This window comes from Blautia glucerasea, from assembly GCF_020537505.1.
Classification (GTDB): Bacteria; Bacillota; Clostridia; order Lachnospirales; family Lachnospiraceae; genus Blautia_A.
Genome location: NZ_JAJBMO010000022.1, coordinates 1 through 21,989, shown reverse-complemented (window position 1 = coordinate 21,989; position 21,989 = coordinate 1). Strand labels below are relative to the sequence as shown.

Annotated in this window: 21 protein-coding genes; 20 read left to right on the top strand and 1 reads right to left on the bottom strand. The window is 45.8% G+C overall.

Annotated elements, in window-relative coordinates:
- Nucleotides 1-120: 120 nt before the first annotated feature.
- The 14 genes from LIQ05_RS14895 (at nucleotide 121) to rsmH (ending at nucleotide 14,242) form a co-directional block, all read left to right on the top strand.
- On the top strand, nucleotides 121-1,287 hold the full coding sequence (locus LIQ05_RS14895) for a BMP family lipoprotein (protein WP_173770473.1): 1,167 nt from the start codon (nucleotides 121-123) through the stop codon (nucleotides 1,285-1,287).
- Between the two features lie 200 nt (nucleotides 1,288-1,487).
- A complete protein-coding gene (locus LIQ05_RS14890) occupies nucleotides 1,488-3,029 on the top strand; it encodes an ABC transporter ATP-binding protein (protein WP_226821945.1) in 1,542 nt (513 codons plus the stop codon).
- On the top strand, nucleotides 3,022-4,152 hold the full coding sequence (locus LIQ05_RS14885) for an ABC transporter permease (RefSeq protein ID WP_226821942.1): 1,131 nt from the start codon (nucleotides 3,022-3,024) through the stop codon (nucleotides 4,150-4,152). The genes LIQ05_RS14890 and LIQ05_RS14885 overlap by 8 nt, the downstream gene beginning before the upstream one ends.
- Complete coding sequence (locus tag LIQ05_RS14880) at nucleotides 4,152-5,093, top strand: ABC transporter permease (protein WP_226821939.1); 942 nt, start codon at nucleotides 4,152-4,154, stop codon at nucleotides 5,091-5,093. The genes LIQ05_RS14885 and LIQ05_RS14880 overlap by 1 nt, the downstream gene beginning before the upstream one ends.
- Nucleotides 5,094-5,099: 6 nt before the next feature.
- Nucleotides 5,100-5,879 (top strand): uridine phosphorylase, encoded by a 780-nt coding sequence (udp, locus tag LIQ05_RS14875; protein ID WP_118578624.1) that lies wholly within the window; start codon nucleotides 5,100-5,102, stop codon nucleotides 5,877-5,879.
- 206 nt (nucleotides 5,880-6,085) lie between these two features.
- On the top strand, nucleotides 6,086-6,751 hold the full coding sequence (deoC, locus tag LIQ05_RS14870) for a deoxyribose-phosphate aldolase (protein ID WP_226821936.1): 666 nt from the start codon (nucleotides 6,086-6,088) through the stop codon (nucleotides 6,749-6,751).
- 130 nt (nucleotides 6,752-6,881) lie between these two features.
- Entirely contained in the window at nucleotides 6,882-7,301 is a 420-nt protein-coding gene (locus LIQ05_RS14865) for a cytidine deaminase (RefSeq protein WP_226821933.1), read from the top strand.
- A 116-nt stretch (nucleotides 7,302-7,417) separates the two neighbouring features.
- Nucleotides 7,418-8,398, top strand: a complete 981-nt coding sequence (gene add, locus LIQ05_RS14860) for an adenosine deaminase (RefSeq protein WP_226821931.1) — start codon at nucleotides 7,418-7,420, stop codon at nucleotides 8,396-8,398.
- A 25-nt stretch (nucleotides 8,399-8,423) separates the two neighbouring features.
- Nucleotides 8,424-9,614, top strand: a complete 1,191-nt coding sequence (locus tag LIQ05_RS14855) for a phosphopentomutase (protein ID WP_226821928.1) — start codon at nucleotides 8,424-8,426, stop codon at nucleotides 9,612-9,614.
- 117 nt (nucleotides 9,615-9,731) lie between these two features.
- Nucleotides 9,732-10,460, top strand: a complete 729-nt coding sequence (locus tag LIQ05_RS14850; RefSeq protein WP_173719031.1) for a Crp/Fnr family transcriptional regulator — start codon at nucleotides 9,732-9,734, stop codon at nucleotides 10,458-10,460.
- A gap of 71 nt (nucleotides 10,461-10,531) precedes the next feature.
- Nucleotides 10,532-11,353 (top strand): purine-nucleoside phosphorylase, encoded by an 822-nt coding sequence (locus LIQ05_RS14845; RefSeq protein WP_226821925.1) that lies wholly within the window; start codon nucleotides 10,532-10,534, stop codon nucleotides 11,351-11,353.
- Nucleotides 11,354-11,429: 76 nt separating this feature from the next.
- Nucleotides 11,430-12,350, top strand: a complete 921-nt coding sequence (locus LIQ05_RS14840) for a carbohydrate kinase family protein (protein WP_226821922.1) — start codon at nucleotides 11,430-11,432, stop codon at nucleotides 12,348-12,350.
- A gap of 9 nt (nucleotides 12,351-12,359) precedes the next feature.
- A complete protein-coding gene (gene udk, locus LIQ05_RS14835) occupies nucleotides 12,360-12,983 on the top strand; it encodes a uridine kinase (RefSeq protein WP_173716872.1) in 624 nt (207 codons plus the stop codon).
- Nucleotides 12,984-13,144: 161 nt separating this feature from the next.
- Nucleotides 13,145-14,242 (top strand): 16S rRNA (cytosine(1402)-N(4))-methyltransferase RsmH, encoded by a 1,098-nt coding sequence (gene rsmH / locus LIQ05_RS14830; RefSeq protein ID WP_226821919.1) that lies wholly within the window; start codon nucleotides 13,145-13,147, stop codon nucleotides 14,240-14,242.
- A 161-nt stretch (nucleotides 14,243-14,403) separates the two neighbouring features.
- Here the strand turns inward: rsmH and LIQ05_RS14825 are convergent, their stop codons facing one another.
- On the bottom strand, nucleotides 14,404-16,173 hold the full coding sequence (locus LIQ05_RS14825) for a PQQ-binding-like beta-propeller repeat protein (RefSeq protein WP_226821916.1): 1,770 nt from the start codon (nucleotides 16,171-16,173) through the stop codon (nucleotides 14,404-14,406).
- 184 nt (nucleotides 16,174-16,357) lie between these two features.
- Between LIQ05_RS14825 and rfbD the strand changes: the two genes are divergently transcribed.
- The 6 genes from rfbD (at nucleotide 16,358) to LIQ05_RS14795 (ending at nucleotide 21,862) form a co-directional block, all read left to right on the top strand.
- Nucleotides 16,358-17,206, top strand: coding sequence for a dTDP-4-dehydrorhamnose reductase (gene rfbD, locus LIQ05_RS14820; RefSeq protein ID WP_118578604.1), 849 nt, complete (start codon nucleotides 16,358-16,360; stop codon nucleotides 17,204-17,206).
- Nucleotide 17,207: 1 nt separating this feature from the next.
- Entirely contained in the window at nucleotides 17,208-18,503 is a 1,296-nt protein-coding gene (locus LIQ05_RS14815; protein ID WP_226821913.1) for a dicarboxylate/amino acid:cation symporter, read from the top strand.
- Nucleotides 18,504-18,770: 267 nt separating this feature from the next.
- Entirely contained in the window at nucleotides 18,771-19,142 is a 372-nt protein-coding gene (locus LIQ05_RS14810; RefSeq protein ID WP_117853413.1) for a GntR family transcriptional regulator, read from the top strand.
- 5 nt (nucleotides 19,143-19,147) lie between these two features.
- The gene (locus tag LIQ05_RS14805; protein ID WP_226822024.1) at nucleotides 19,148-19,996 is read left to right on the top strand and encodes an ATP-binding cassette domain-containing protein; all 849 of its coding nucleotides are present in this window, start codon (nucleotides 19,148-19,150) and stop codon (nucleotides 19,994-19,996) included.
- Nucleotides 19,993-20,661 (top strand): ABC-2 transporter permease, encoded by a 669-nt coding sequence (locus LIQ05_RS14800; RefSeq protein ID WP_226821910.1) that lies wholly within the window; start codon nucleotides 19,993-19,995, stop codon nucleotides 20,659-20,661. Before LIQ05_RS14805 ends, LIQ05_RS14800 begins: the two co-directional genes overlap by 4 nt.
- A gap of 7 nt (nucleotides 20,662-20,668) precedes the next feature.
- Nucleotides 20,669-21,862 carry a DUF362 domain-containing protein gene (locus LIQ05_RS14795; protein WP_226821907.1) on the top strand — a complete coding sequence of 398 codons (1,194 nt, stop codon included), beginning with the start codon at nucleotides 20,669-20,671 and terminating at the stop codon, nucleotides 21,860-21,862.
- Nucleotides 21,863-21,989: the final 127 nt, after the last annotated feature.

Genomic DNA, 21,989 nt, shown 5'->3' with positions numbered 1-21,989 from the left:
TCCTTTTTGTACGAAAATGAAAATAAATATAGAAAAAGGGACATGTGTCCTGTTTTAAAAGTGAGACATATGTCATTGTAGAGATAACAAAGCCAATTTCAAAAAAGGAGGAAAAATTATATGAAGAAAAGAATTGCAGCTATGGTTCTTGCAGGTGCAATGGCACTTTCCCTTGCACCAGCCTACGGAGTGACAGAGGTGAAGGCTGAGGCTGGAGATATGAAGATCGCCATGGTAACTGACTCCGGTGATATTACAGACCAGAGCTTTAACCAGACCACTTACGAGGCATGTAAGGCGTGGTCCGAAGAGAATGGTTCTGAGTTCAACTATTATAAACCAGAGAGCGACTCTGATGAGGCACGTAACGCAAGTGTTGACCAGGCTGTAGCAGATGGAGCTAACGTGATCGTACTTCCGGGATATATGTTCGCAGCTACTATCGTAGAGCAGTCTGAGATGTATCCGGACGTGAAGTTTATTGCACCAGATGTAAGTGCAGGCGATATCTGTGAGAAAGGTGTTGGCGAAGGATACACCTACAATCCGGATGATTATGAAGTGACCGATTACTACAATGCAGACAATGTTTACTGCTGTACTTATCAGGAAGAGATCTCCGGATACATGGCTGGATATGCAGCTGTGAAGCTTGGATACAAGCATCTTGGATTCCTCGGCGGTATGTCTGTACCGGCTGTTACCCGTTTTGGATATGGATATGTTCAGGGCGTAGACGAAGCAGCCAAAGAGCTTGGAATCACAAGTGACGTTGAGCTTGAGTATGTATGCGGCGGACAGTTCTACGGCGACGCAGACATCACAGCTTACATGGATACCTGGTACGGAAGCAAGGGCGTAGAAGTTGTATTCGCATGCGGCGGTGGAATCTACACATCTGCAGCAGAAGCAGCAGCGAAAGTGGATGGCAAGGTAATCGGTGTTGACTCTGACCAGTCCGGAATCATCGGCGAGGACATCACTGTTACATCCGCTATGAAGGGTCTTGCACCGACTGTAAAGACTGCGCTCGATGCGATTAAAGATGGCAGCTGGGAATCTGATTACGCTGGAAAGATTGACAACCTTGGTCTTGTATCTGAGAACCCGGAAGACAACTACGTACAGCTCCCAATGGAAACAACCCAGTGGGATGATAATTTCACTGTAGATGATTACAAAGATCTTGTAAAGAAATTATACAATGGCGAGATTGAAGTAAGCAGCGATATCACAGCAATGCCAGAGACTGAGATCACAGTAAATGATTACGGCAGCATCAAATAAGACAACCAACTACTCCGCATAGTAAATGCAATTATAAATCACGGGTAGGGTTCCGACAGGAAAGCAGACTGGTCTTAACATGAAGAATGGCCATGCAGTGATAAAAAGGGGAGTGAGCAGTGGCCACTTCCCTTTTTTACTTTTGTAAGTACCTATGCTTTCTGGCTGTGAATCTGCCATGAAAAAAGGAGAAAGCGAAGATGAGTGAATATGCAATTGAAATGCTGGGAATAACCAAGCGTTTTCCCGGAATCATCGCTAATGACAATATCACACTTCAGTTAAAAAAAGGTGAGATTCACGCTCTGCTTGGCGAAAATGGAGCAGGTAAATCCACTCTGATGAGTGTTCTGTTCGGTCTGTATCAGCCAGAAGAGGGTGAGATCCACAAAGATGGAAAGAAAGTTGAGATCAAAGATCCAAACGAAGCAAATGACCTGGGAATTGGAATGGTACATCAGCATTTCAAATTGGTAGAATGCTTCAGCGTTCTGGATAATATTATCCTTGGTGTTGAGACCACAAAAAATGGTTTCCTTCAGAAAGAGGGCGCACGTAAAAAGGTTATGGCCCTTTCCGAAAAATATGGTCTTTCTGTAGATCCGGATGCCATTATCGAGGATACCACAGTAGGTATGCAGCAGAGAACCGAGATCCTGAAAATGCTTTACCGTGACAACGAGATCCTGATCTTTGATGAGCCTACCGCAGTACTTACTCCGCAGGAAATCCAGGAGCTTATGCAGATTATGAAGAATCTGGCAGCAGAGGGAAAGAGCATTCTGTTCATTACCCATAAGCTTGGTGAGATCATGCAGGTTGCAGACCGCTGTACAGTTCTTCGTAAGGGAAAATGCATCGGAACTGTAGACATCAGGGATACCAACCCGGAGAAGCTTTCTGCCATGATGGTTGGACGAGACGTAAACTTCGTTGTAGAGAAAGAAGAAGCAAAGCCCGGTGAAGTTGTTCTGGATATCAAGGATATGGTGGTTGCTTCCAAGCATCATAAGAATAACGCAGTCAACGGCGTTTCTCTTCAGGTCCACAGAGGTGAGATCGTATGTATCGCCGGAATCGACGGAAATGGCCAGACTGAATTTGTCTATGGGCTTTCCGGTCTGGAGCCACTGAAGAGCGGCACCATCACTATGAATGGAAAAGACATTACTCACATGCCAATCCGTGAGCGCCTTACCTCCGGTATGAGTCATATCCCGGAAGACCGTCACAAGCATGGCCTGGTACTTGATTATTCCCTGGAAGACAACATCGTCCTTCAGAGATATTTCGAACCACAGTTCACCAATAAATTTGGCTTTTTGAAACGCAAAGAGATTCGCAGATATGCCAACCGCCTGATCGAACAGTACGATATCCGTTCCGGTCAGGGGGCCATTACCAAGGCAAGATCCATGTCTGGTGGAAACCAGCAGAAAGCAATCATTGCCCGTGAAATCGATAAGAATCCGGAGCTTTTGATCGCAGTTCAGCCTACCCGAGGACTGGATGTTGGAGCAATCGAGCATGTTCACAAACAGCTGGTACAGGCAAGAGATGCAGGCAAAGGCGTTCTTCTTATCAGTCTGGAGCTGGATGAGGTTATGAATGTATCAGACAGGATTCTGGTAATGTACGAAGGTGAAATCGTAGGAGAATTTGATCCGAAGAAAGTAACAGTAGAGGAACTTGGTCTTTACATGGCAGGATCAAAGAGAAAGGAGACGAAGAGCAATGAATAATGAATCCAAAAAGAAAGAAAGCATTCTGAGAAACAATGCGGTTCAGACCATCATTGCCTCTCTTTTATGCATTGTGATCGGTCTTCTCATTGGTTATCTGGTACTTCTTATTATCAATCCTGCAGGAGCTGCGGGTGCGATTACTGCAATTATCAAGAATTATTTTTACTATCCAAGCCAGAAGGCTATGATGAAGTATATGGGAACCACACTGGTAAAGGCTTCCGCACTTCTGATGTGTTCCCTGTCCGTTCTGTTTGCTTACAAGGTTGGACTTTTTAACATTGGAGCAGCAGGACAGTATGTAGTTGGAGCCGGAGCTTCCCTGTATTTTGCGTTAAAGCTTGGCATGCCCTGGTATGTATGCATGATCGCAGCAATCGTGATCGCAGCCCTGGTAGGCGGCATCTCCGGTGCACTGAAGGCTTACTTCAATGTAAACGAGGTTATTTCCTGTATCATGCTGAACTGGATTTCCCTGTATGTGGTAAATATGCTTCTTACCCAGGTGAAATCCGAGTCTACTCCGTACACCGTAGATCTTTCCAGCGGCAATAAGAGCGCTCTTCTTCCCAACTGTGGGCTGGACGAGATCTTTTCCGGAAACAAATTCGTATCCATTGGTCTTATTATTTCTGTGGTAATGGCGATCGTAGTGTGGGTACTTCTGGAAAAAACAAAATTCGGTTTTGAGCTTCGCGCAACAGGTATGAACAAAAATGCTGCAAAATACTGCGGCATGAAAGAGAAGAGAAATACCATTGTAACCATGATGATCGCCGGCGGTCTTGCAGGGCTTGGTGCAGCTGTTTTCTATCTCAGCGGAATTGAGACCTGGATGGTTCAGCAGACAACGGTTCCGGGCATGGGCTTTAATGGAATCGCAGCAGCCTTCCTTGGTGGCCTTCACCCCATCGGAGCAATTTTCTCCTCTTATTTTATCCAGCACATCACAAGCGGTGGAAGTTATGTGGATAAGACCATGTATTGTGCACAGATCTCTGATCTGATCTCTGCGTTTATCATTTATCTGTGTGGATTTGTATTCTTCTTCAAACTCTGGTTAAACCGTTATCTCGACAGGAGAGATGAGAAAAAAGCTGCAAAAGGAGGAGAAAAATAATGTTATTATTGATTCAGTATACATTAATATTTGCTTCTGTATTGATTCTCGTAGCACTTGGTGGCTGTTTTTCCGAGCACAGCGGTGTTATCAACATTGGTCTTGAGGGAATTATGGTTATGGGTGCACTTGGCGGTGCCCTGATGATGAAGTATCTTCCGGATTCCGCTCCGGCAGCAGTTGTGATCATACTGGTTGTGCTGGCAAGTGTGATTGTGGGAATGATATTTTCCATGCTCCTTGGTGTGGCTGCCATTCATTTTAATGCAGACCAGACACTGGTTGGTACGGCCTTGAATCTTCTTGGACCGGCAGCAGCCGTTGTTATCGTAAGAGCCATCAATATGGCGGAAAATCCGGACAACGTATCCTCTACGGTAGCTTACAAGGTGGCGAAGAAGGCATTTCTGATAAGATTTGGCAAGTTTGAATTCAGCTGGTTTATGCTTTTTGCTCTGCTGATTCTTATTGCATCATATATTGTATTATACAAAACAAAATTCGGACTTCGTCTGATGGCATGCGGCGAGCACCCGCAGGCTGCAGATTCGGTTGGTATCAATGTTTTCAAAATGCGATATGCAGGTGTTCTGATTTCTGGTGCGCTTGGCGGCCTGGGAGGATTGGTTTATATTACAGCAGGAGTCAGTGAGTGGAAATTTGAGAACGGAGTTGCCGGCTTTGGTTTCCTTGCCCTTGCTGTTATGATCTTCGGACAGTGGAAGCCGGTAAACATCGGACTGGCAGCCCTTCTGTTCGGTCTTTTCCGTGCGCTGTCAAACGTTTACACCGGATTTGATGCTCTGGTAGCACTGAAGCTTCCAAGTACACTGTACAATATGTTCCCGTACATTATTTCCCTGATCGTTCTGGTGTTTGTATCCAAGAACTCCAGGGCACCGAAGGCGGAAGGTATTCCGTACGATAAGGGACAGAGGTGATATACTATGAAAAACTATTCTGAAGATGCCAGCAGGCAGTATCATATCCAGGTTGCAAAGGGGGAAGTTGGCCGCTATGTGATCATGCCGGGAGACCCGAAAAGGTGTGTGAAAATTGCCCAGTATTTTGACAACCCGGTTCTCATTGCAGACAACAGAGAATATATCACATATACAGGAACCCTGGACGGCGTGAAAGTCAGCGTGACATCCACCGGAATCGGCGGACCGTCTGCCTCCATTGCCATGGAAGAGCTTTCCCGGTGCGGCGCAGATACTTTTGTCCGCATTGGAACCTGCGGCGGTATGCAGCCTGAGGTAAAAAGCGGAGATATCGTAATTGCCACAGGTGCCATCCGTATGGAGGGAACCAGCCGGGAATATGCCCCCATAGAGTATCCGGCAGTAGCTAATCTGGACGTGACAAACGCCCTTGTGGCAGCTGCGAAAGAAAAAGGACTTTCCTGTCATACAGGTGTTGTCCAGTGCAAAGACGCTTTTTACGGACAGCATGAGCCTGAAGCAATGCCAGTTGGTTATGAGCTGCTCAACAAATGGGAGGCCTGGAAGAAAATGGGCTGTCTTGCTTCCGAAATGGAATCTGCAGCGCTTTTTATCGCAGCTGGCAAGCTTCGTGCCAGAGCTGGCTCCTGTTTCCTTGTGCTTGCAAATCAGGAAAGAGAGAAGCTGGGACTGGATAATCCGGTTGTGCATGATACAGATATGGCAATCCAGGTGGCTGTTGAGGCTGTGAGAAAGCTGATCAGGGAAGATTCATCGAATTAAGCCCATGACTTCGTAATCAAAAGCAAGTGAGCTTTATGATTACGATATAAGGAATCAAGGTGAAAGAATCTTTAAAATACTATTGGATAATTAAATAAAGAATAGATATGAATTTTACCAGCAAATTGTGACGCACTTCTTATAGAAAGCCTTTTTCAGATACGCTCTGGGGCAATATAAAGTGATAACAGAAATGAGGAAAATAAATGGACGTAAAAGAGATTTTAAAACATGTGGATCATACCCTTCTTCTCCAGCCATCTACCTGGGAAGAAATCAAACAGATTTGTGACGATGCGATGGAATACGGAACTGCATCCGTATGCATTCCGCCAAGCTATGTAAAACAGGCAGCAGAATACATGAATGGAAAAATGGCAGTGTGCACGGTTATCGGTTTCCCAAATGGCTACATGACAACAGCAGCCAAGGAATTCGAAACAAAAGATGCTCTTGCAAATGGTGCTTCCGAAATCGATATGGTAATCAATATCGGCTGGCTGAAAGATCAGAAATATGACCTGATTGAGGACGAGATCCGCACCTTAAAAGCTGCATGCGGTGACAAGATCCTGAAGGTTATCATTGAAACCTGCTTCCTCACAGACGAGGAAAAAATTAAAATGTGCCAGATCGTAACAGCAGCAGGCGCAGATTATATTAAGACCTCTACCGGCTTTGGTGGCGCGGGTGCAACCTTTGCAGACATTGAGCTTTTCTCCAGACATATCGGACCAAATGTAAAAATGAAAGCAGCAGGCGGAATTTCTTCCCTGGAGGATGCAGAAAAGTTCCTTGCACTTGGTGCAGACCGACTGGGAACCAGCCGGATTATAAAAATTGTAAAGAACGAGAAAGCCACAGGATATTGATCAGGTCATTGATTGTAAAGGCGAACAGATGCTGTCTCCGGAATTGATCAGATTATAACGACGTTCATCGAGAAGAGCATTATGTTATCAATGACAATCAGAAAATGTGAATGATAAGAGAGGTGTGAAAATGGAAAAAGAGACGATCAACCATCTGATTGATACAGCAATACACCAGCTGAAATATTCCTATACACCATATTCCAATTTTAAAGTAGGCGCAGCCCTCCTTGCAAAAAACGGGCAGGTTTACACAGGCTGCAACATTGAAAATGCCGGGTACACAGCCACAAACTGTGCGGAGCGTACCGCTTTTTTTAAGGCAGTAAGCGAAGGGGTGAAAGAATTTCAGGCAATCTGTGTCGTTGGCGGTAAGGCTGGCGTGCTCACAGAATATACAGCTCCCTGCGGCGTGTGTCGACAGGTCATGATGGAGTTTTGCAACCCGGAAACCTTCCAGGTCATTCTGGCGGTTGATAAAGAGCATTATGCTGTGTATACACTAAAGGAGCTCCTGCCGTTAGGATTCGGACCATCTAATCTGGAGTGAAAGATGCTGACCGAAGAATATTATTATGAAGTATGCTGGAAAATGCCGGAAACAGAGTGATCTGGCATTGAATCCGGCAGTTATAAAGCAGCATAAAGAATTGCAGGAGAAAAAATATGACAATCGAACAATTAAAAGCACTACCCAAGGCAGAGCTTCACTGTCATCTGGACGGGTCTTTAAGCCGGGAGTTCATGGAGAGTCAGCTGGGAAGAAGGGTACAGCCGGAAGAGCTTAGCGTGTCTGATGACTGCACAAGTCTTGCAGAATACCTGGAGAAATTTTCGCTTCCGGGTCAGTGTATTATGGATGAAAAAGGGCTTGAGGCAGCTGGCTACGATGTACTTCGCACCATGAGCCAGGAAAATGTACGCTACGCAGAAATCCGTTTTGCACCTCTTCTTTCAGAGACCTCCGGAATGAACTGCCGTGCTGTGATCGAGGCAGTATTAAAAGGCCTTGAGCGGGGCAGAGCAGATTTTGGAACGGAGTTTGGTGTGATTACCTGTGCCATGCGTCATCACAGCCAGGAGGACAACAGCCGGATGATAAAAACAGCCCGTGAATATCTGGGCTATGGTGTGTGTGCAGCGGATCTGGCAGGTGCGGAAGCAGCATATCCCATGGCACAGTTTATGGAGCTTTTTCAGAACACCCGTAAGCTGGAGATGCCCTTTACCCTTCATGCAGGAGAGTGTGGAAGCGTACAGAACATTGTGGATGCTGTAAAAGCGGGAGCCGGCAGGATCGGACATGGAATCGCCATGCGAGGCCATTATAATATTCAAAAAGAGCTGGCTGACAGAGGCATTGGAATTGAAATGTGTCCTATCAGCAATCTTCAGACAAAAGCGGTAAACAGTCCGTCAGAATATCCCATCCGGGAATTTCTGAACACAGGATTGAAGGTTTCCATAAACACGGACAACCGTACAGTGAGCAACACAAGCCTTACCAAAGAGCTTCAGTTCATCCAGAACACGTATGGCATTCAGGAGGAAGAGATACGGCTGATGATGAAGAATGCAGTGGATACGGCATTTGCCACCGATGAGGTGAAAGAGAGATTATATTCTGAACTGGGAATAAAAGGATAAAATATTGGAAACGAGGGATTTTATTTTGAAAAAATATGAAAGGATTTTCGTGATCGTTCTGGATTCTCTGGGAATCGGTGCCATGCCGGATTCAGAGAAATTCGGGGATGTGGGAGTGGATACATTCGGACATATTCTGGATAAAATGGGCTCCCTGGAAATACCAAATCTTAAGAAGCTTGGAATGTTAAATCTTCATCCGGCAGGAAATATGCAAGGTGTGGAGAAGCCGATTGGCCGTTACATGCGCGTAGGCGAAGCCAGCAATGGTAAGGATACCATGACCGGCCATTGGGAAATGATGGGAATTAAGACAGAGAAGCCGTTTAAGACTTTCACAGACGCCGGCTTTCCGCCGGAGCTGATTGCGGAACTGGAGAAGCGCTGCGGCAAGCGCGTGATTGGAAACAAGAGCGCCAGCGGAACGGAGATCATTGAAGAGCTTGGGGAAGCAGAAATCAATACAGGTGCCATGATCGTGTATACTTCAGCCGACTCTGTTCTTCAGATCTGCGGAAATGAGGAAACCTTTGATCTTCAGAATTTGTATCGCTGCTGCGAGATTGCAAGAGAAATTACACTGAAGGATGAATGGCGTGTAGGCCGTGTCATCGCCAGACCATATGTTGGCAAAAAGAAAGGTGAGTTCAGGCGAACCAGTAATCGTCATGACTATGCTTTGAAGCCAACAGGTCTGACTGCATTAAATGTGTTAAAGGATAATGGGCTGGATGTGATCGGTGTAGGGAAGATCAACGATATTTTCTGCGGCGAAGGAATTACAAAGACCTATCATTCTGACAGCTCTGTACACGGCATGGAGCAGACCATCCAAATCTGCAAAGAAGACTTCAGGGGACTTTGCTTTGTGAATCTGGTTGATTTCGATGCCCTGTGGGGACACAGACGAAATGTGGAAGGCTACGGCAAGGAAATCGAGAAGTTTGACAAGAACCTGGGCGTTCTTTTGGAAGAGCTTCGGGAGGATGACCTTCTTATTCTTACCGCAGATCACGGGAATGATCCCACCTATAGCGGCACCGACCATACCAGAGAGTACGTTCCCTTCCTGGCTTATTCCAAGACCATGAAAGAGGGTGGCGCCCTTGAAAATGAGGATACTTTTTCCATTATTGGTGCGTCTGTTGCAGATAATTTTGAGGTGAAAATGCCGGAAGGAACCATCGGACATTCCATTCTCGAGAAATTATGTTAAAAGAGAAAAGACAGTTATTGGATAGCTGTTGCTCATCCGGGAGATTGTCTGCTTTTGCGACAGAACCCGGATAGAAACAAATGATTTGCAGCACATGGCAGAAAATGAGGAAATCATATGAAACACACTTATTTACACGATGTACTTCCATTCCTTCGTGAACTGGAACGTGAGAAACAGAAACAATTTGAGGCTTATTTCCGTACTGCGCCATTATGGCTTATGGACCTGTTTCAGAGTGAGATAATGGAAGCCGGAACTACTTTTATCAGGGAAAATGAACCGGCAGATACGATTTTCTTTGTTGCCAGAGGAAGAGTAAAAGCCACAGATTACCGGATTTCCGGTATTGCCTATGATTTTATGAAGCCCATGAATCTCATTGCGCTTGGTGGTATGGAAGTGATCCTGGGACAGGATACCTACCAGACCACCCTGCAGACAGAGACAGAGTGTATTGTTACCAAGCTTCCAAGAGCGCAGTATGAGAAATGGATTTATTCAGATACGGAAGCTTTTCGCATGGAGGCAAAGCTTACCTGTGCTTCCCTGTTGGAGGAAGAGCGGCGGAACCGTCTGTACCTGTTTTTGGAAGGGGCTGACAGATTAGCTGTACTTTTTTCGGAATGGTTTGAAAAATATAACAAAAATGACATTTTATGCATCGGCGAAAGCCGGCAGAATCTGGCAGATGAGACAGGCCTTTGCCTGAAAAGCATCAGCCGCGCCATCAAGAAGTTTCAGGCAGAACAGCTGATCGTGAAAAAAGGAAATCAGATCTGTATCGACAGGAAGCAGTACGAAAGGCTGAAGCGGACTGTGGATGAGAAAATCGGCAACGTATAAACGGAAAACAATAATGTTATAAGCTGTCCTGGCAATAAGCCGGATAGCTGCAGATAAAGGAGAAGGTGTACATGAGCGATTTATATCAGAAATTAGAGACTTGCCTTGCAAGTGTTAGAAAAAAGACAGATTTTAAACCGGAAGTGGCGCTGATCCTGGGATCCGGCCTTGGAGATTATGCAGATGAGATCCAGATTGAAACCACCATTGACTATACAGAGATTGAGGGCTTTCCAACCTCCACAGTTGCAGGTCACAAAGGCAGATTTGTATTTGGATATGTGAAAAATGTGCCGGTTGTGATCATGCAGGGAAGAGTGCATTACTATGAAGGCTATCCAATGACGGATGTAGTTCTTCCCACCAGATTGATGGGCATGATGGGGGCGAAGAAGCTGTTTCTTACAAATGCAGCCGGTGGAGTGAATCCGAATTTTAAACCAGGTGATTTTATGATGATCACCGATCACATTACCACAGGAATTCCGAGTCCGCTGATCGGACCGAACATTGAGGAACTGGGAAGCAGATTTCCGGATATGAGTGAGGTATACAGCAAACGATTGCGAGAGGTAATCCGTGCCAGTGCAGAAAAATGCGGTATAGATCTCCAGGAGGGCGTATATGTGCAGTTTACAGGTCCTGCCTATGAAACTCCGGCTGAAGTGAGAATGGCAGCTATATGGGGCGGTGACGCAGTTGGAATGAGCACTGCATGTGAGGCAATGGCAGCCCGTCATATGGGAATTGAAGTGTGCGGAATTTCCTGTATCACCAACATGGCAGCTGGCATTTCGAAGCAGGAGCTGAACCACAAGGAGGTTCAGGAGACTGCAGACAGAGTGGCGAAATCTTTTAAAAAGCTGGTGACAGAAATCATAGCCGGTATGTAGCCGCAAGGAAGTGCGGGTTCCATAAGAGGCAGCGCAAACCAAAAGGTATCACGTAACAAAGGAGAAAAGTAATAATATGGGAATTGTTGTAATCGGTGATGTTTTTATCGATGTGAAAGGGTATTCCACAGCACCATTTATTCCTGGAGGAAGAAATGCCGGTGTGATCCAGCAGATCCACGGCGGCGTAGGAAGAAATGTAGTGGAAGATATTGCCAATATAGAGTTGAAACCAACCTTTGTCAGTCTGGTAGATGACGACGCTATGGGGGATGATGTGATCCGCAAACTGGAGCGTCATAAAGTAGATACCAGATATATGCGTAAGGTAAAAAACGGCATGGGAACCTGGCTGGCTGTCTTTGACCAGGACGGAGATGTGGTGGCATCTATTTCCAAACGTCCGGACCATCGCCCTATAGAGCAGATCCTGGATGAACACGGAGATGAAATTTTCCAGGATGCGGACAGTGTTGTGATCGAGATCGATATTGACAAGGAAATTGTGAAGAAGACCTTTCACTATGCAGAGAAATACGGCAAAAAAGTATACGCTCTTGTATCGAATATGACCATTGCAATCGAAAGACGTGACTTCTTAAGGCGGACAGCCTGCTTTGTATGCAACCAGCAGGAAGCGGGCATCCTGTTTTCTGAGGATTACGGTGACTTGAAAACTGAAGAAATGGCCCGGTGTCTGGCAAAAAGGATCCAGTCCGCCCATATTCCAAAGATGGTGGTTACCATGGGAAGTGATGGTGCAGCTTATGCAGATCAGGAAGGAAACTGGGGCGTTTATCCAGCTATGAAGGTAGATGTGGTTGACACCACAGGCGCGGGAGACGCCTTTTTTGCAGGTGTGTGCGTAGGCCTTACCTATGGAAAAACAATGAGAGAGGCATGTGCCATTGGTACCCGTCTTTCCTCAACTGTAATTTGTACCTCAGAGAACATTTGTCCGAGATTTATGCCGGAAGAATTTGATCTTGACAGGTAGGAGAAGAATATGGAAAGTCTTATTATAGGAATTGCCGGCGGCTCCGGCTCCGGTAAATCTACTTTTACAAACAGAATTAAAAAGCGTTTTGGAGATGACGTAGTAGTCCTTTATCACGACAATTATTACCGCAGACAGGATGGAATCCCTTTTGAGCAGCGTGTGACTGTGAATTACGACCATCCGGATTCCCTGGAGACAGAGCTTCTGGTGGAGCATCTGAAGCTTCTGAGGCAGGGGAAAGCTATTGACTGTCCGGTTTACGATTATTCCCAACATAACCGTTCAGACAAGATCCTTCATATCACCCCAAGTCCGGTGATACTTGTGGAGGGAATCCTTCTTCTGGCAGATCCCAGAGTGCGTGAGCTCCTTGATATTAAGGTCTATGTGGAAGCTGACGCCGATGAGCGTATCCTCCGCCGGATTTCCCGTGATGTGGAAGAGCGGGGAAGAGACTTGAATGGAATCATTAAACAGTACTTAAATACAGTGAAACCTATGCATTACCTTTATGTAGAGCCCACTCGTTCCAAGGCTGATATTGTGATCAACAGCGGAAAGAATGACGTGGCGTTTGATCTGTTTGTTTCGAAAATCAGTATGGAATTGGAGAAACGGAAGCAGGGGTAATTCCAGAAGATGTTAGCTGTAGTTTGGAAACATTGATGTGATGATGCGGCAGAATTAGCAAATGAAAGTTGCTGTTTACGAAATGGGTGATAATTCCGGCATAAAGAATTTTTCTGCGAAATTGGTAGATGGCAACAGATAAAAAGATACAGGAGATCAGAATGTCACAGGAAAAAGAGAACAGACAGCATGAGAATGCGCAGAGTGTGCAGGAGGGGCAGCAGCCTCATAAGCGCAGAGTGCGTTACAAAGGCAGATACCCGAAGAAATTTGAGGAGAAATATAAAGAACTTCAGCCAGAGAAATACCAGGATACCATTCAGCATGTAATGCAAAAAGGTAATACCCCGGCAGGTATGCATATTTCTATTATGGTAAAAGAGATTATTGATTTTCTGGAGATCAAACCAGGACAGATTGGCTTTGATGCCACACTGGGCTACGGTGGCCATACAAAGGCCATGCTTCAGTGCCTGCAGGGACAGGGACATATGTATGCCACTGACGTAGACCATGAGGAAGCAGCCAAGACAAAGAAAAGACTGGAAAATCTTGGCTTCGGTGAGGATATTCTGACCATTAAACTTCAGAATTTCTGTACCATTGATGAGATTGCCAAAGAAGTGGGAGGTTTTGATTTCCTTCTTGCTGATCTCGGTGTGTCCTCCATGCAGATTGATAATCCCAAGAGAGGTTTTTCCTTCAAAGCAGACGGACCTCTGGATCTGCGCCTGAATCAGGAAGCCGGGATCAGTGCGGCAGAGCGGCTGGAACATATTACCCGGGATGAGCTTGCAGGAATGCTTTATGAAAATTCAGATGAGCCATATTGTGAGGAGCTTGCCAAGGCAATCACAGATGAGATCCGCAAGGGAAACCACATGGATACCACCACAAAGCTTCGCCAGGTCATTGAGAAAACTTTGGATTTCCTTCCAGAAAAAGAGAAGAAGGAGACCATCAAAAAGACCTGCCAGCGTACCTTCCAGGCCCTTCGGATTGATGTGAACCGGGAGTTTGAGGTTCTGTATGAGTTTATGGAGAAGCTGCCGGGAGCACTGAAGCCCGGAGGAAGAGCAGCAATCCTTACGTTCCATTCAGGAGAGGATAAGCTGGTGAAGAAAGCGCTGAAGGCTGGATACAAGGAGGGAATTTATTCCGATTATTCCAGAGACGTGATCCGTCCGTCAGCCCAGGAATGTGCCCAGAATGGACGCGCACGGTCTACGAAAATGCGCTGGGCGATTAAATCGGAGTAAACGCGATAAATACGCTGCGCGAGTTTGGCTCGCCTATCGAGTAAATGAGACAAAACACGCTCTGCGAGTTTTGCCCGTTATCGCGTCAGTCGCCAAGGTTTTTCGTACAAGCACGAACTTTGGTTCACCTATCGTATAAATAAAATGGGGGAGGAACCGTATCACTGCAGTTCCATCCCCCATATTTTACAATCTCTAGTTCCCACAACCATATAACTTTGATATACAGCAGGAGATGCTTCGATGACTCCCTCACTGATCTGGTGGCAGTCAAGAACATCTCCTGTTTTTCCATCCAGAAGATAAATATGTCCTGTGCTGTTGCAGTAGAGAACCTTTCCGCTACCATCCGAATTGTATACACATACAGGTGAAGACCAGGCATAGGCAGATTCATGCTCCCAGTTTACTTTCCCGGTATTTTTATCAATGCATGCAAGTACACCTTGTGCCTGTCCGCCGGTTCTGGCAACCGTCACATAAATGTTATCCGACAATTCTTCTTTTCCAATAGCGATGGTAGATTGTACACCGCCTGAAACACTGTCCTCGGAGGAACAGTCGTAAGAGGTCTGCCAGATGATCTCTCCTGTTTCCGCATCAATTTTCCAGACAGGAACCTCTGCTGTGGTGCTGCTTCGCCAGCCCAGGCGGAAAGAGGTGCTGACATACAGGTAAAGGTGTCCGTCCTCCACAGACAAAACAGGAGTAGAGTTGGAGTCATCCAGAATATCCTGCACCCATACAAGCTGCAGGGTATTCAGATCCAGGCACATCAGATTGCCGCCGTTATCTGCAATAAAAAGATAACCGTCATAGATGGCTGCGCTGTCCTCCATACCAAGCCAGTAGGAACCTACGCTGGTACGTGTTCCGTAGTAGCGCCATTTCACAATATGATCCGGATTGATGGACAAGATGCCTGCTTCCGGGTCATAACTGGTATTCAGCTTGATCAGATAAAGAATTCCGTTCTCTCCTGGATAGATCAGGGTATCTGTGGCAGCATCCACAAGGGCAGAGGAATCAAAGTAGCTTAAATTTCCGCGAAGGGAAAATTCATCATTATTTCCAAAGGTATACATCACACTGCAGTCCAGAAGATTCACAACAAAGACCCTGGCAGTGCCTTCATTGCTGTCATAACCTGCGCCCACATACATAATTGGATAACCTCTGGGATCAAGTGCACCTGCTCCTTTGAAGGTGAAACCAAGGTAAAGGGGATCTCTGGTAGCCTCGCCGGTTTCCAGATCCAGGAAATACACATAGCCGTCCATGCAGGCATAGATCACTTCTACAAGATCGTCTTTTTTCTTTGCCCAGTCGTACATATTCATGGACTTCTTTACTTCTCTGGACCATTTTTCCATAAGAGGCTGTCCGGTCCAGCCGCTTCCGGACCAGGTGGCATCTCCGTAAGTAATAGAGCCGGTTTTTGCTGTCCAGAGATCCTGGATTTTTCCATTTTTGATCTGTGTATTGCCATAGGCTGCAGTGTCACGGAAATTGTTTCCGCGGAAGGTGACGATTCCATTCACATCTGTGTAGCTGATCCCGGCATCGAAGGCGTGAGTATCTGTGGAGGTATAATCCGAAGTATTGGCAAGTATCTGTCCGTCCACCTCAATGCATGTGGTTTCTATGTGTAAAGATGGTCTGGTGGAATCTACGCACTTAGGAGAAAATTCTGCCGGTCTTGCCATTGCAGCCTTTACAGCGGCAAGAGAATTGGAGTCATCCATGTCCAGACCGCTGGCTTCCCCAACCATGGAAACTGTATTTACATTTTCCCGTATCCTTTTTACGAGGAAAACTCCTCCCAGTATAATTACTGCTGCAATGATCAGGATCCCTTCTGTAAGAAGAAGTCTTCGGAAGAAATATTTTTGCTGCAGCTGCTTTTTTCGTTTCCCTACTTTTCTTTTCATATTCTGAATCCTTCCCTGTTCATTTGGCAAAAATTATACAAGGTATGATTGGGAAATTCAAGATGTCAAGAGCTGTTTTGGAAATTCAATTTTCAGATTGGGAAAAAGGGCGCAATCTTTTTCTTGACAGTGTATGGCCTGGCTTGTTAGAATATTATTTATCGTGTGAAAAGGAGGAGAAAACATGCTGAAAGTATGGATCGTAGGATCTGAAGGCCAGATTGGCGAGGCAATTAATGAAGTGCTGGATCCGTTGGAAATTGAAGTTTTGAATACAGACAAAAATGCGCTTGATATTACAGAAACAGACGAAGTTCTCCATTTTGGAGAGATCAACCGTCCGGATGTGATCATCAACTGTGCTGCGATCACAGATGTAGAACTTTGCGAGAAGCAGCCGGAGGAAGCATTTCGTGTAAACGCTTTAGGCGCCCGCAACTTAAGCCTTGTAGCAAGAAAAACAGGGGCAAAGATGGTGCAGCTTTCCACAGACGATGTTTTTGACGGTCTGGCACAGAAGCCGTACACGGAGTTTGACAATACAAATCCTAAGACTGTTTACGGAAAATCCAAGTGCGCCGGGGAGAATTATGTGAAGGAGTTTACCCACAAGCACTTTATCATCCGAAGCAACTGGGTCTTCGGAAAGGGAAATAACTTTGTAAACCGTGTTCTGGAGGCTGCAGATCAGGGCAGAGCTCTTGCTGTAGCCGAGGATCAGTATGGTTCCCCTACAAGTGCCAAAGATCTGGCAAGAATTATCCTGCATCTGATCCGCACCAATGAGTACGGAACCTATCATGCAACCTGTCAGGGTGTTTGCAATCGTTATGAATTTGCAAAGGAGATACTTCGCCTTGCAGGCAAAGAGGAGCAGCTGAATCCGGTACCTACCCCGCAGTCTGATCTTTCTTCTGCCAGACCTGCATATGCAGTTCTGGACAATTTTATCCTTCGCATTATCGATGTATATGAGATGCCTGGCTGGAAGGATTCTCTGGAAGAATTTATGAAAGAAAAACGGGAGGGCTAAGATGAGTGCGAAGAAAGAAAAGAATGTAAAAGAGAAAAAGAAGATCAGCTTAACCAGTATGATCTTTATTGCGCTGATCGCCGGAGCAATCACAGGAATGGTTCTTCATTACCTGGTGCCGGATAGCAGTGTGAAGAATGATGTGATTGTTGAAGGAGTGCTGTACGTTTTGGGACAGGGCTTTATCCGCCTTATGAAAATGCTGGTAGTACCACTTGTTTTCTGCTCACTGGTATGTGGAAGTATGGCTATCGGTGATACTAAGAAGCTGGGAAATGTAGGTGGAAAAACACTTGCATTTTATCTGGTCACAACAGCGGTGGCAGTTGCAGTTGCCCTTGGAATCGGAACTCTTTTGAGACCGGGAATTGGTCTTGATATGAGTAAGATCCAGGTAAATGCTTCCGATATTGAGACTATGGAGTCTACCTCTCTGGTTCAGACTATTCTCAATATCATTCCGGATAACCCCATCAAGTCCCTGGCAAGTGGGGAAATGCTTCAGATCATAGTGTTTGCTTTGATCATTGGTGTGATCCTGGCAAAGCTTGGGGAGCGTGCGGAGACCGTTTCCAACTTTATCAGCCAGTTTAATGATATTATGATGGAAATGACCATGATGGTTATGAGTCTGGCTCCTATTGGTGTATTCAGTCTGATCGCAAGAACCTTTGCAACCATTGGTTTCAGCGCATTTGTGCCTCTGGCAAAATATATGATCGCAGTTCTGATCGCTTTGGCAATCCAGTGTTTTGGTGTATACCAGATTTTGCTGAAGGTGTTCACGGGCCTGAATCCGGTAAAGTTTATCCGAAAGTTTTTCCCGGTTATGGCCTTTGCCTTTTCCACTGCAACCTCTAATGCGACTATTCCGCTTTCTATTGATACGCTGTACAAGAAGATGGGGGTTTCCAAAAAGATTTCTTCTTTTACCATTCCTCTTGGTGCGACTATCAACATGGATGGTACTTCGATCATGCAGGGTGTTGCGGTTATGTTTGCAGCACAGGCGTTTGGAATTCATCTGACTCCAATGGATTATGTGACGGTAATCGGAACGGCTACACTGGCGTCTATTGGTACTGCTGGTATTCCAAGTGTTGGTCTTGTTACACTGACTATGGTATTTAATTCTGTCGGGCTTCCAGTTGAGGCGATCGGTATTATCATGGGTATTGACCGTATTCTGGATATGGCGAGAACAGCGGTTAATATTACAGGTGATGCTGTTTGTACGACCATTGTGGCTTGCCAGAATGGGGCTGTGGATAAAGAAGTGTTTAATAAAGCTGAATAAAAATATTGGCGTGTGTATGTGAGTTTAGACTCAGGTATGCACGTCTTTTTTTGTGTAGCGAAGGCGGACGCCTGGGAGGGACAGTATGTTGCGGACAACGTCAAAAAACGGGATTTTACTCCGTCGTCGATTGCAGGTTCCATAAACAAACTCGCCCATCCCAGGCTGATTGTTCAAAGTAACTATGAATTAAGTGAAAATAAACAGCGTATAACACTTGACAACAGTATAGTGCTGTTATATACTGTTTACATAAGGAGGAGTCACATGAAGATCATAATTAATCACTCGTCGATGCAGCCAATTTATGAGCAGATCACAGATCAGATTAAGGCGATGATCATTGACGGGACGTTAAAGGAAGAGGAAATGCTTCCCTCTGTGAGAACTTTGGCGAAGGAGCTGAAGATTAGTGCTCTTACGGTGAAGAAGGCGTATGACTTTCTGGAGGAAGAGGGGTTCGTGGTTACGGTGCATGGGAAAGGCAGCTTTATTGCCAAGAATAACCAGGGACTTCTTATGGAAGAGCGGAAGCGGGAGATTGAGACAGAACTGGAGGAAGTGATTCGGAAAGCGCGGATCAGCGGATTGTCTGAGGAAGAAATCCGGGAACTGTTTGAGCTTATTATGGAGGAGTAGATATGCTGCTGAGTTTGAAGAATTTGCAGAAGAATTATCCTGGATTTTCCCTGGATGTAAGTATGGAAATAGAAGAAGGACAGATCACCGGTCTGATCGGAGCCAATGGAGCAGGGAAGTCTACTACCTTTAAGGTTATTCTGGGGCTGGTTCATCCTGATGCAGGAGAGATTCGTCTGTTTAATAAGGATATGGAGCAGATTTCCCAAAAAGAGAAAGCGGATATAGGCGCGACACTTTCTGACAGCGGTTTTTCAAATTGTCTGACCGTGAAACAGATTGTGCATATTCTGACAGAGACTTATGAGAAATTTGACCGGGAGATGTTTGAGAAGCGGTGCAGCCAGTTTTCCATCCCCATGGATAAGAAACTGAAAGGGTTTTCCACAGGAATGAAAGCAAAGTTAAAAGTGCTGACAGCCACCAGCTTTGATGCCAGGCTTCTTGTTCTGGATGAGCCTACAGCCGGTCTGGACGTGATTGCTAGGGACAGCATTCTGGAACTCCTTCGGGAATATATGGAGACGGAAGGAAGAAGTATTCTGATCAGCTCCCACATTTCCTCAGATCTGGAGAGCCTGTGTGATGATATCTATATGATTGATAAGGGCCAGATCGTGCTTCATGAGAATACAGATGTGCTGCTGGATGAATATGGTCTTATCAAGGCTGACGAGAAGCAATATGAATTGCTTGATAAGCAGCATATTCTCAAGGTGAAGAAGGAGCAATACGGCTACAGCTGTCTCACAGATGAGCGTGCATTTTATGTGGAGAACTACCCGCAGCTTGCAATAGAACGTGGGTCTGTGGACAAGGTTATTACCATGATGATCAAGGGGGAAGTATTATGAAAGGTATGTTTGTAAAAGACATGGAAATTATGAGGGGAAACATGAAAACGTTCATTGGCGTATATATTATAGCCATTTTCTGTTTCCTTAGTACTTCCGCAGGTCCTTCTTTTCTAATCAGTTATGTGTCTGTTCTGGCTGCTGTTATGGCACTGAATACCATAGCAAGTGATGATATGGATAATGGTATGCCTTATATTTTTACTTTTCCTATCAGCAGGAAAGAATATGTGAAGGAGAAGTATCTGCTGGGTGCAGGGATGGTCACGGTATTGTGGGCTGTTGCTGTTGCAATTGTAATTGGCGTAAATGCTTCCGGATATCGTAAGGTGTCCTGGGAAGAACTGATCGCTTCTGCAGCTGCCGGTCTTTTTCTTGCTGTTTTCGCAAATGCGGTTGTGTTTCCGGTACAGTTGAAATATGGAAGCTCTACAGGAAGGCTGGTGCTGCTTGTTCTTGTATTTGGCATCATGGCTGTAGGATGGATTGGCGTAGAACTATGCCAGAAAATGAAAGTGGATTTTTCAGGTCTGAAAAATCTGGGCCTGCGCATTTGGAACCTTGGAATCCCAGTCTGTCTGGCGATGCTGTTTGTTCTTATGTTGCTAATGCTTCTGATTTCCTGTACAATATCCTTAAAGATTATGGAGAAAAAGGAGTACTGATCCGGAAATGAAGAAGAATCAGATTTTTATAAAATGCGGAACTGAATATAAGGAGATGACGAAAGAACTGCTGGAGGCGTGTGATCTGGCAGGGGAGATAGAGAAGAAGTTTGAAACAAAGAGCAGTCTTATTGACAACTCTGAAGCAGAAGTGGACTGTTTTTATTCTTCGGATTCTGTGGAAAAACAGAATTCAGAATTTGGTTTGTACAATATGCGGATCGGCATCAAGCCAAACCTGGTCGCCCCCATGGAAGCCTACTGGGGCGGCACCACTCACCCGGAGGTAGTCGCCGGAATCGTAGAATATCTTCAGGAAAAAGGGTTTTCCAAGCTGGTGATCATGGAAGGTTCCTGGGTAGGAGATAAGACCTCCGAATCCTACGAAGTCTGTGGTTTCAAGTCCCTCTGTGAAAAATATAACGTTCCGTTCCTTGACATGCAAAAGGAAAAGGGTGTGCCTGTACAATGTGGCGATATGACCTTAAACATCTGCAAAAGTGTCCTTGACCTGGACTTCCTTATTAATGTTCCGGTACTAAAAGGTCACTGTCAGACCAAAATCACCTGTGCATTGAAGAACATGAAAGGTCTTCTCCCTAATTCTGAGAAGCGCCGTTTTCACGCATTAGGTCTTCATGACCCCATTGCCCACCTGGGCCTTGCTATCCACCAGGATTTCATCGTGGTAGACAATATTTGCGGCGACTTGGATTTCGAGGACGGCGGCAATCCTGTGGAAATAAACCGTGTTCTGGCAGCAGTGGATCCGGTTCTTATGGATGCCTATGTCTGCGACATGATGTATTATCAGCCAGAAGAAGTTCCTTACATTACAAAGGCTGCTGCTCTTGGCGTTGGCTGTGCCGACATCCGCCAGGCCGACATCAATGCCCTCGACGGTAACCCCGGCGCTCCCATTCCCAAGTCACGGAAAGTGGTAGAGCTTGCCGACGCTGTAGAAGAAGTAGAATCCTGCAGCGCCTGTTACGGCAACCTGATTCCTGCCCTTGACCGCCTGAAGCAAGAAGGCCTCCTTTCAAACCTGACCACCCGAATCTCCATTGGTCAAGGCTACCGAAACCAGAAAGGCACCCTGGGAATCGGCCACTGCACCCGCCACTTCACCCACCACCTGGAAGGATGTCCGCCAACTGAAGAAGAAATTTATGAGTTCCTGAAAATTTATTTAGGACGCTAAGAAAGTTGCTGTTTTGTGGGTTGGTCGTTACCCCGTACGCGATTTCACAATGTATATTCACCGCCGCGCGGAGCAACATTCCGGCAAGCTAGCTGGTAACTACGACTAAGGCGCTCGGGAGAGCCCT

Bases quoted from the DNA above. Each gene is read 5' to 3' on its own strand.
- LIQ05_RS14895 (WP_173770473.1), top strand. From the start codon at position 121: ATGAAGAAAAGAATTGCAGCTATGGTTCTTGCAGGTGCAATGGCACTT.
- LIQ05_RS14890 (WP_226821945.1), top strand. From the start codon at position 1,488: ATGAGTGAATATGCAATTGAAATGCTGGGAATAACCAAGCGTTTTCCC.
- LIQ05_RS14885 (WP_226821942.1), top strand. From the start codon at position 3,022: ATGAATAATGAATCCAAAAAGAAAGAAAGCATTCTGAGAAACAATGCG.
- LIQ05_RS14880 (WP_226821939.1), top strand. From the start codon at position 4,152: ATGTTATTATTGATTCAGTATACATTAATATTTGCTTCTGTATTGATT.
- udp (WP_118578624.1), top strand. From the start codon at position 5,100: ATGAAAAACTATTCTGAAGATGCCAGCAGGCAGTATCATATCCAGGTT.
- deoC (WP_226821936.1), top strand. From the start codon at position 6,086: ATGGACGTAAAAGAGATTTTAAAACATGTGGATCATACCCTTCTTCTC.
- LIQ05_RS14865 (WP_226821933.1), top strand. From the start codon at position 6,882: ATGGAAAAAGAGACGATCAACCATCTGATTGATACAGCAATACACCAG.
- add (WP_226821931.1), top strand. From the start codon at position 7,418: ATGACAATCGAACAATTAAAAGCACTACCCAAGGCAGAGCTTCACTGT.
- LIQ05_RS14850 (WP_173719031.1), top strand. From the start codon at position 9,732: ATGAAACACACTTATTTACACGATGTACTTCCATTCCTTCGTGAACTG.
- LIQ05_RS14845 (WP_226821925.1), top strand. From the start codon at position 10,532: ATGAGCGATTTATATCAGAAATTAGAGACTTGCCTTGCAAGTGTTAGA.
- LIQ05_RS14840 (WP_226821922.1), top strand. From the start codon at position 11,430: ATGGGAATTGTTGTAATCGGTGATGTTTTTATCGATGTGAAAGGGTAT.
- udk (WP_173716872.1), top strand. From the start codon at position 12,360: ATGGAAAGTCTTATTATAGGAATTGCCGGCGGCTCCGGCTCCGGTAAA.
- rsmH (WP_226821919.1), top strand. From the start codon at position 13,145: ATGTCACAGGAAAAAGAGAACAGACAGCATGAGAATGCGCAGAGTGTG.
- LIQ05_RS14825 (WP_226821916.1), bottom strand. From the start codon at position 16,173: ATGAAAAGAAAAGTAGGGAAACGAAAAAAGCAGCTGCAGCAAAAATAT.
- rfbD (WP_118578604.1), top strand. From the start codon at position 16,358: ATGCTGAAAGTATGGATCGTAGGATCTGAAGGCCAGATTGGCGAGGCA.
- LIQ05_RS14815 (WP_226821913.1), top strand. From the start codon at position 17,208: ATGAGTGCGAAGAAAGAAAAGAATGTAAAAGAGAAAAAGAAGATCAGC.
- LIQ05_RS14810 (WP_117853413.1), top strand. From the start codon at position 18,771: ATGAAGATCATAATTAATCACTCGTCGATGCAGCCAATTTATGAGCAG.
- LIQ05_RS14800 (WP_226821910.1), top strand. From the start codon at position 19,993: ATGAAAGGTATGTTTGTAAAAGACATGGAAATTATGAGGGGAAACATG.
- LIQ05_RS14795 (WP_226821907.1), top strand. From the start codon at position 20,669: ATGAAGAAGAATCAGATTTTTATAAAATGCGGAACTGAATATAAGGAG.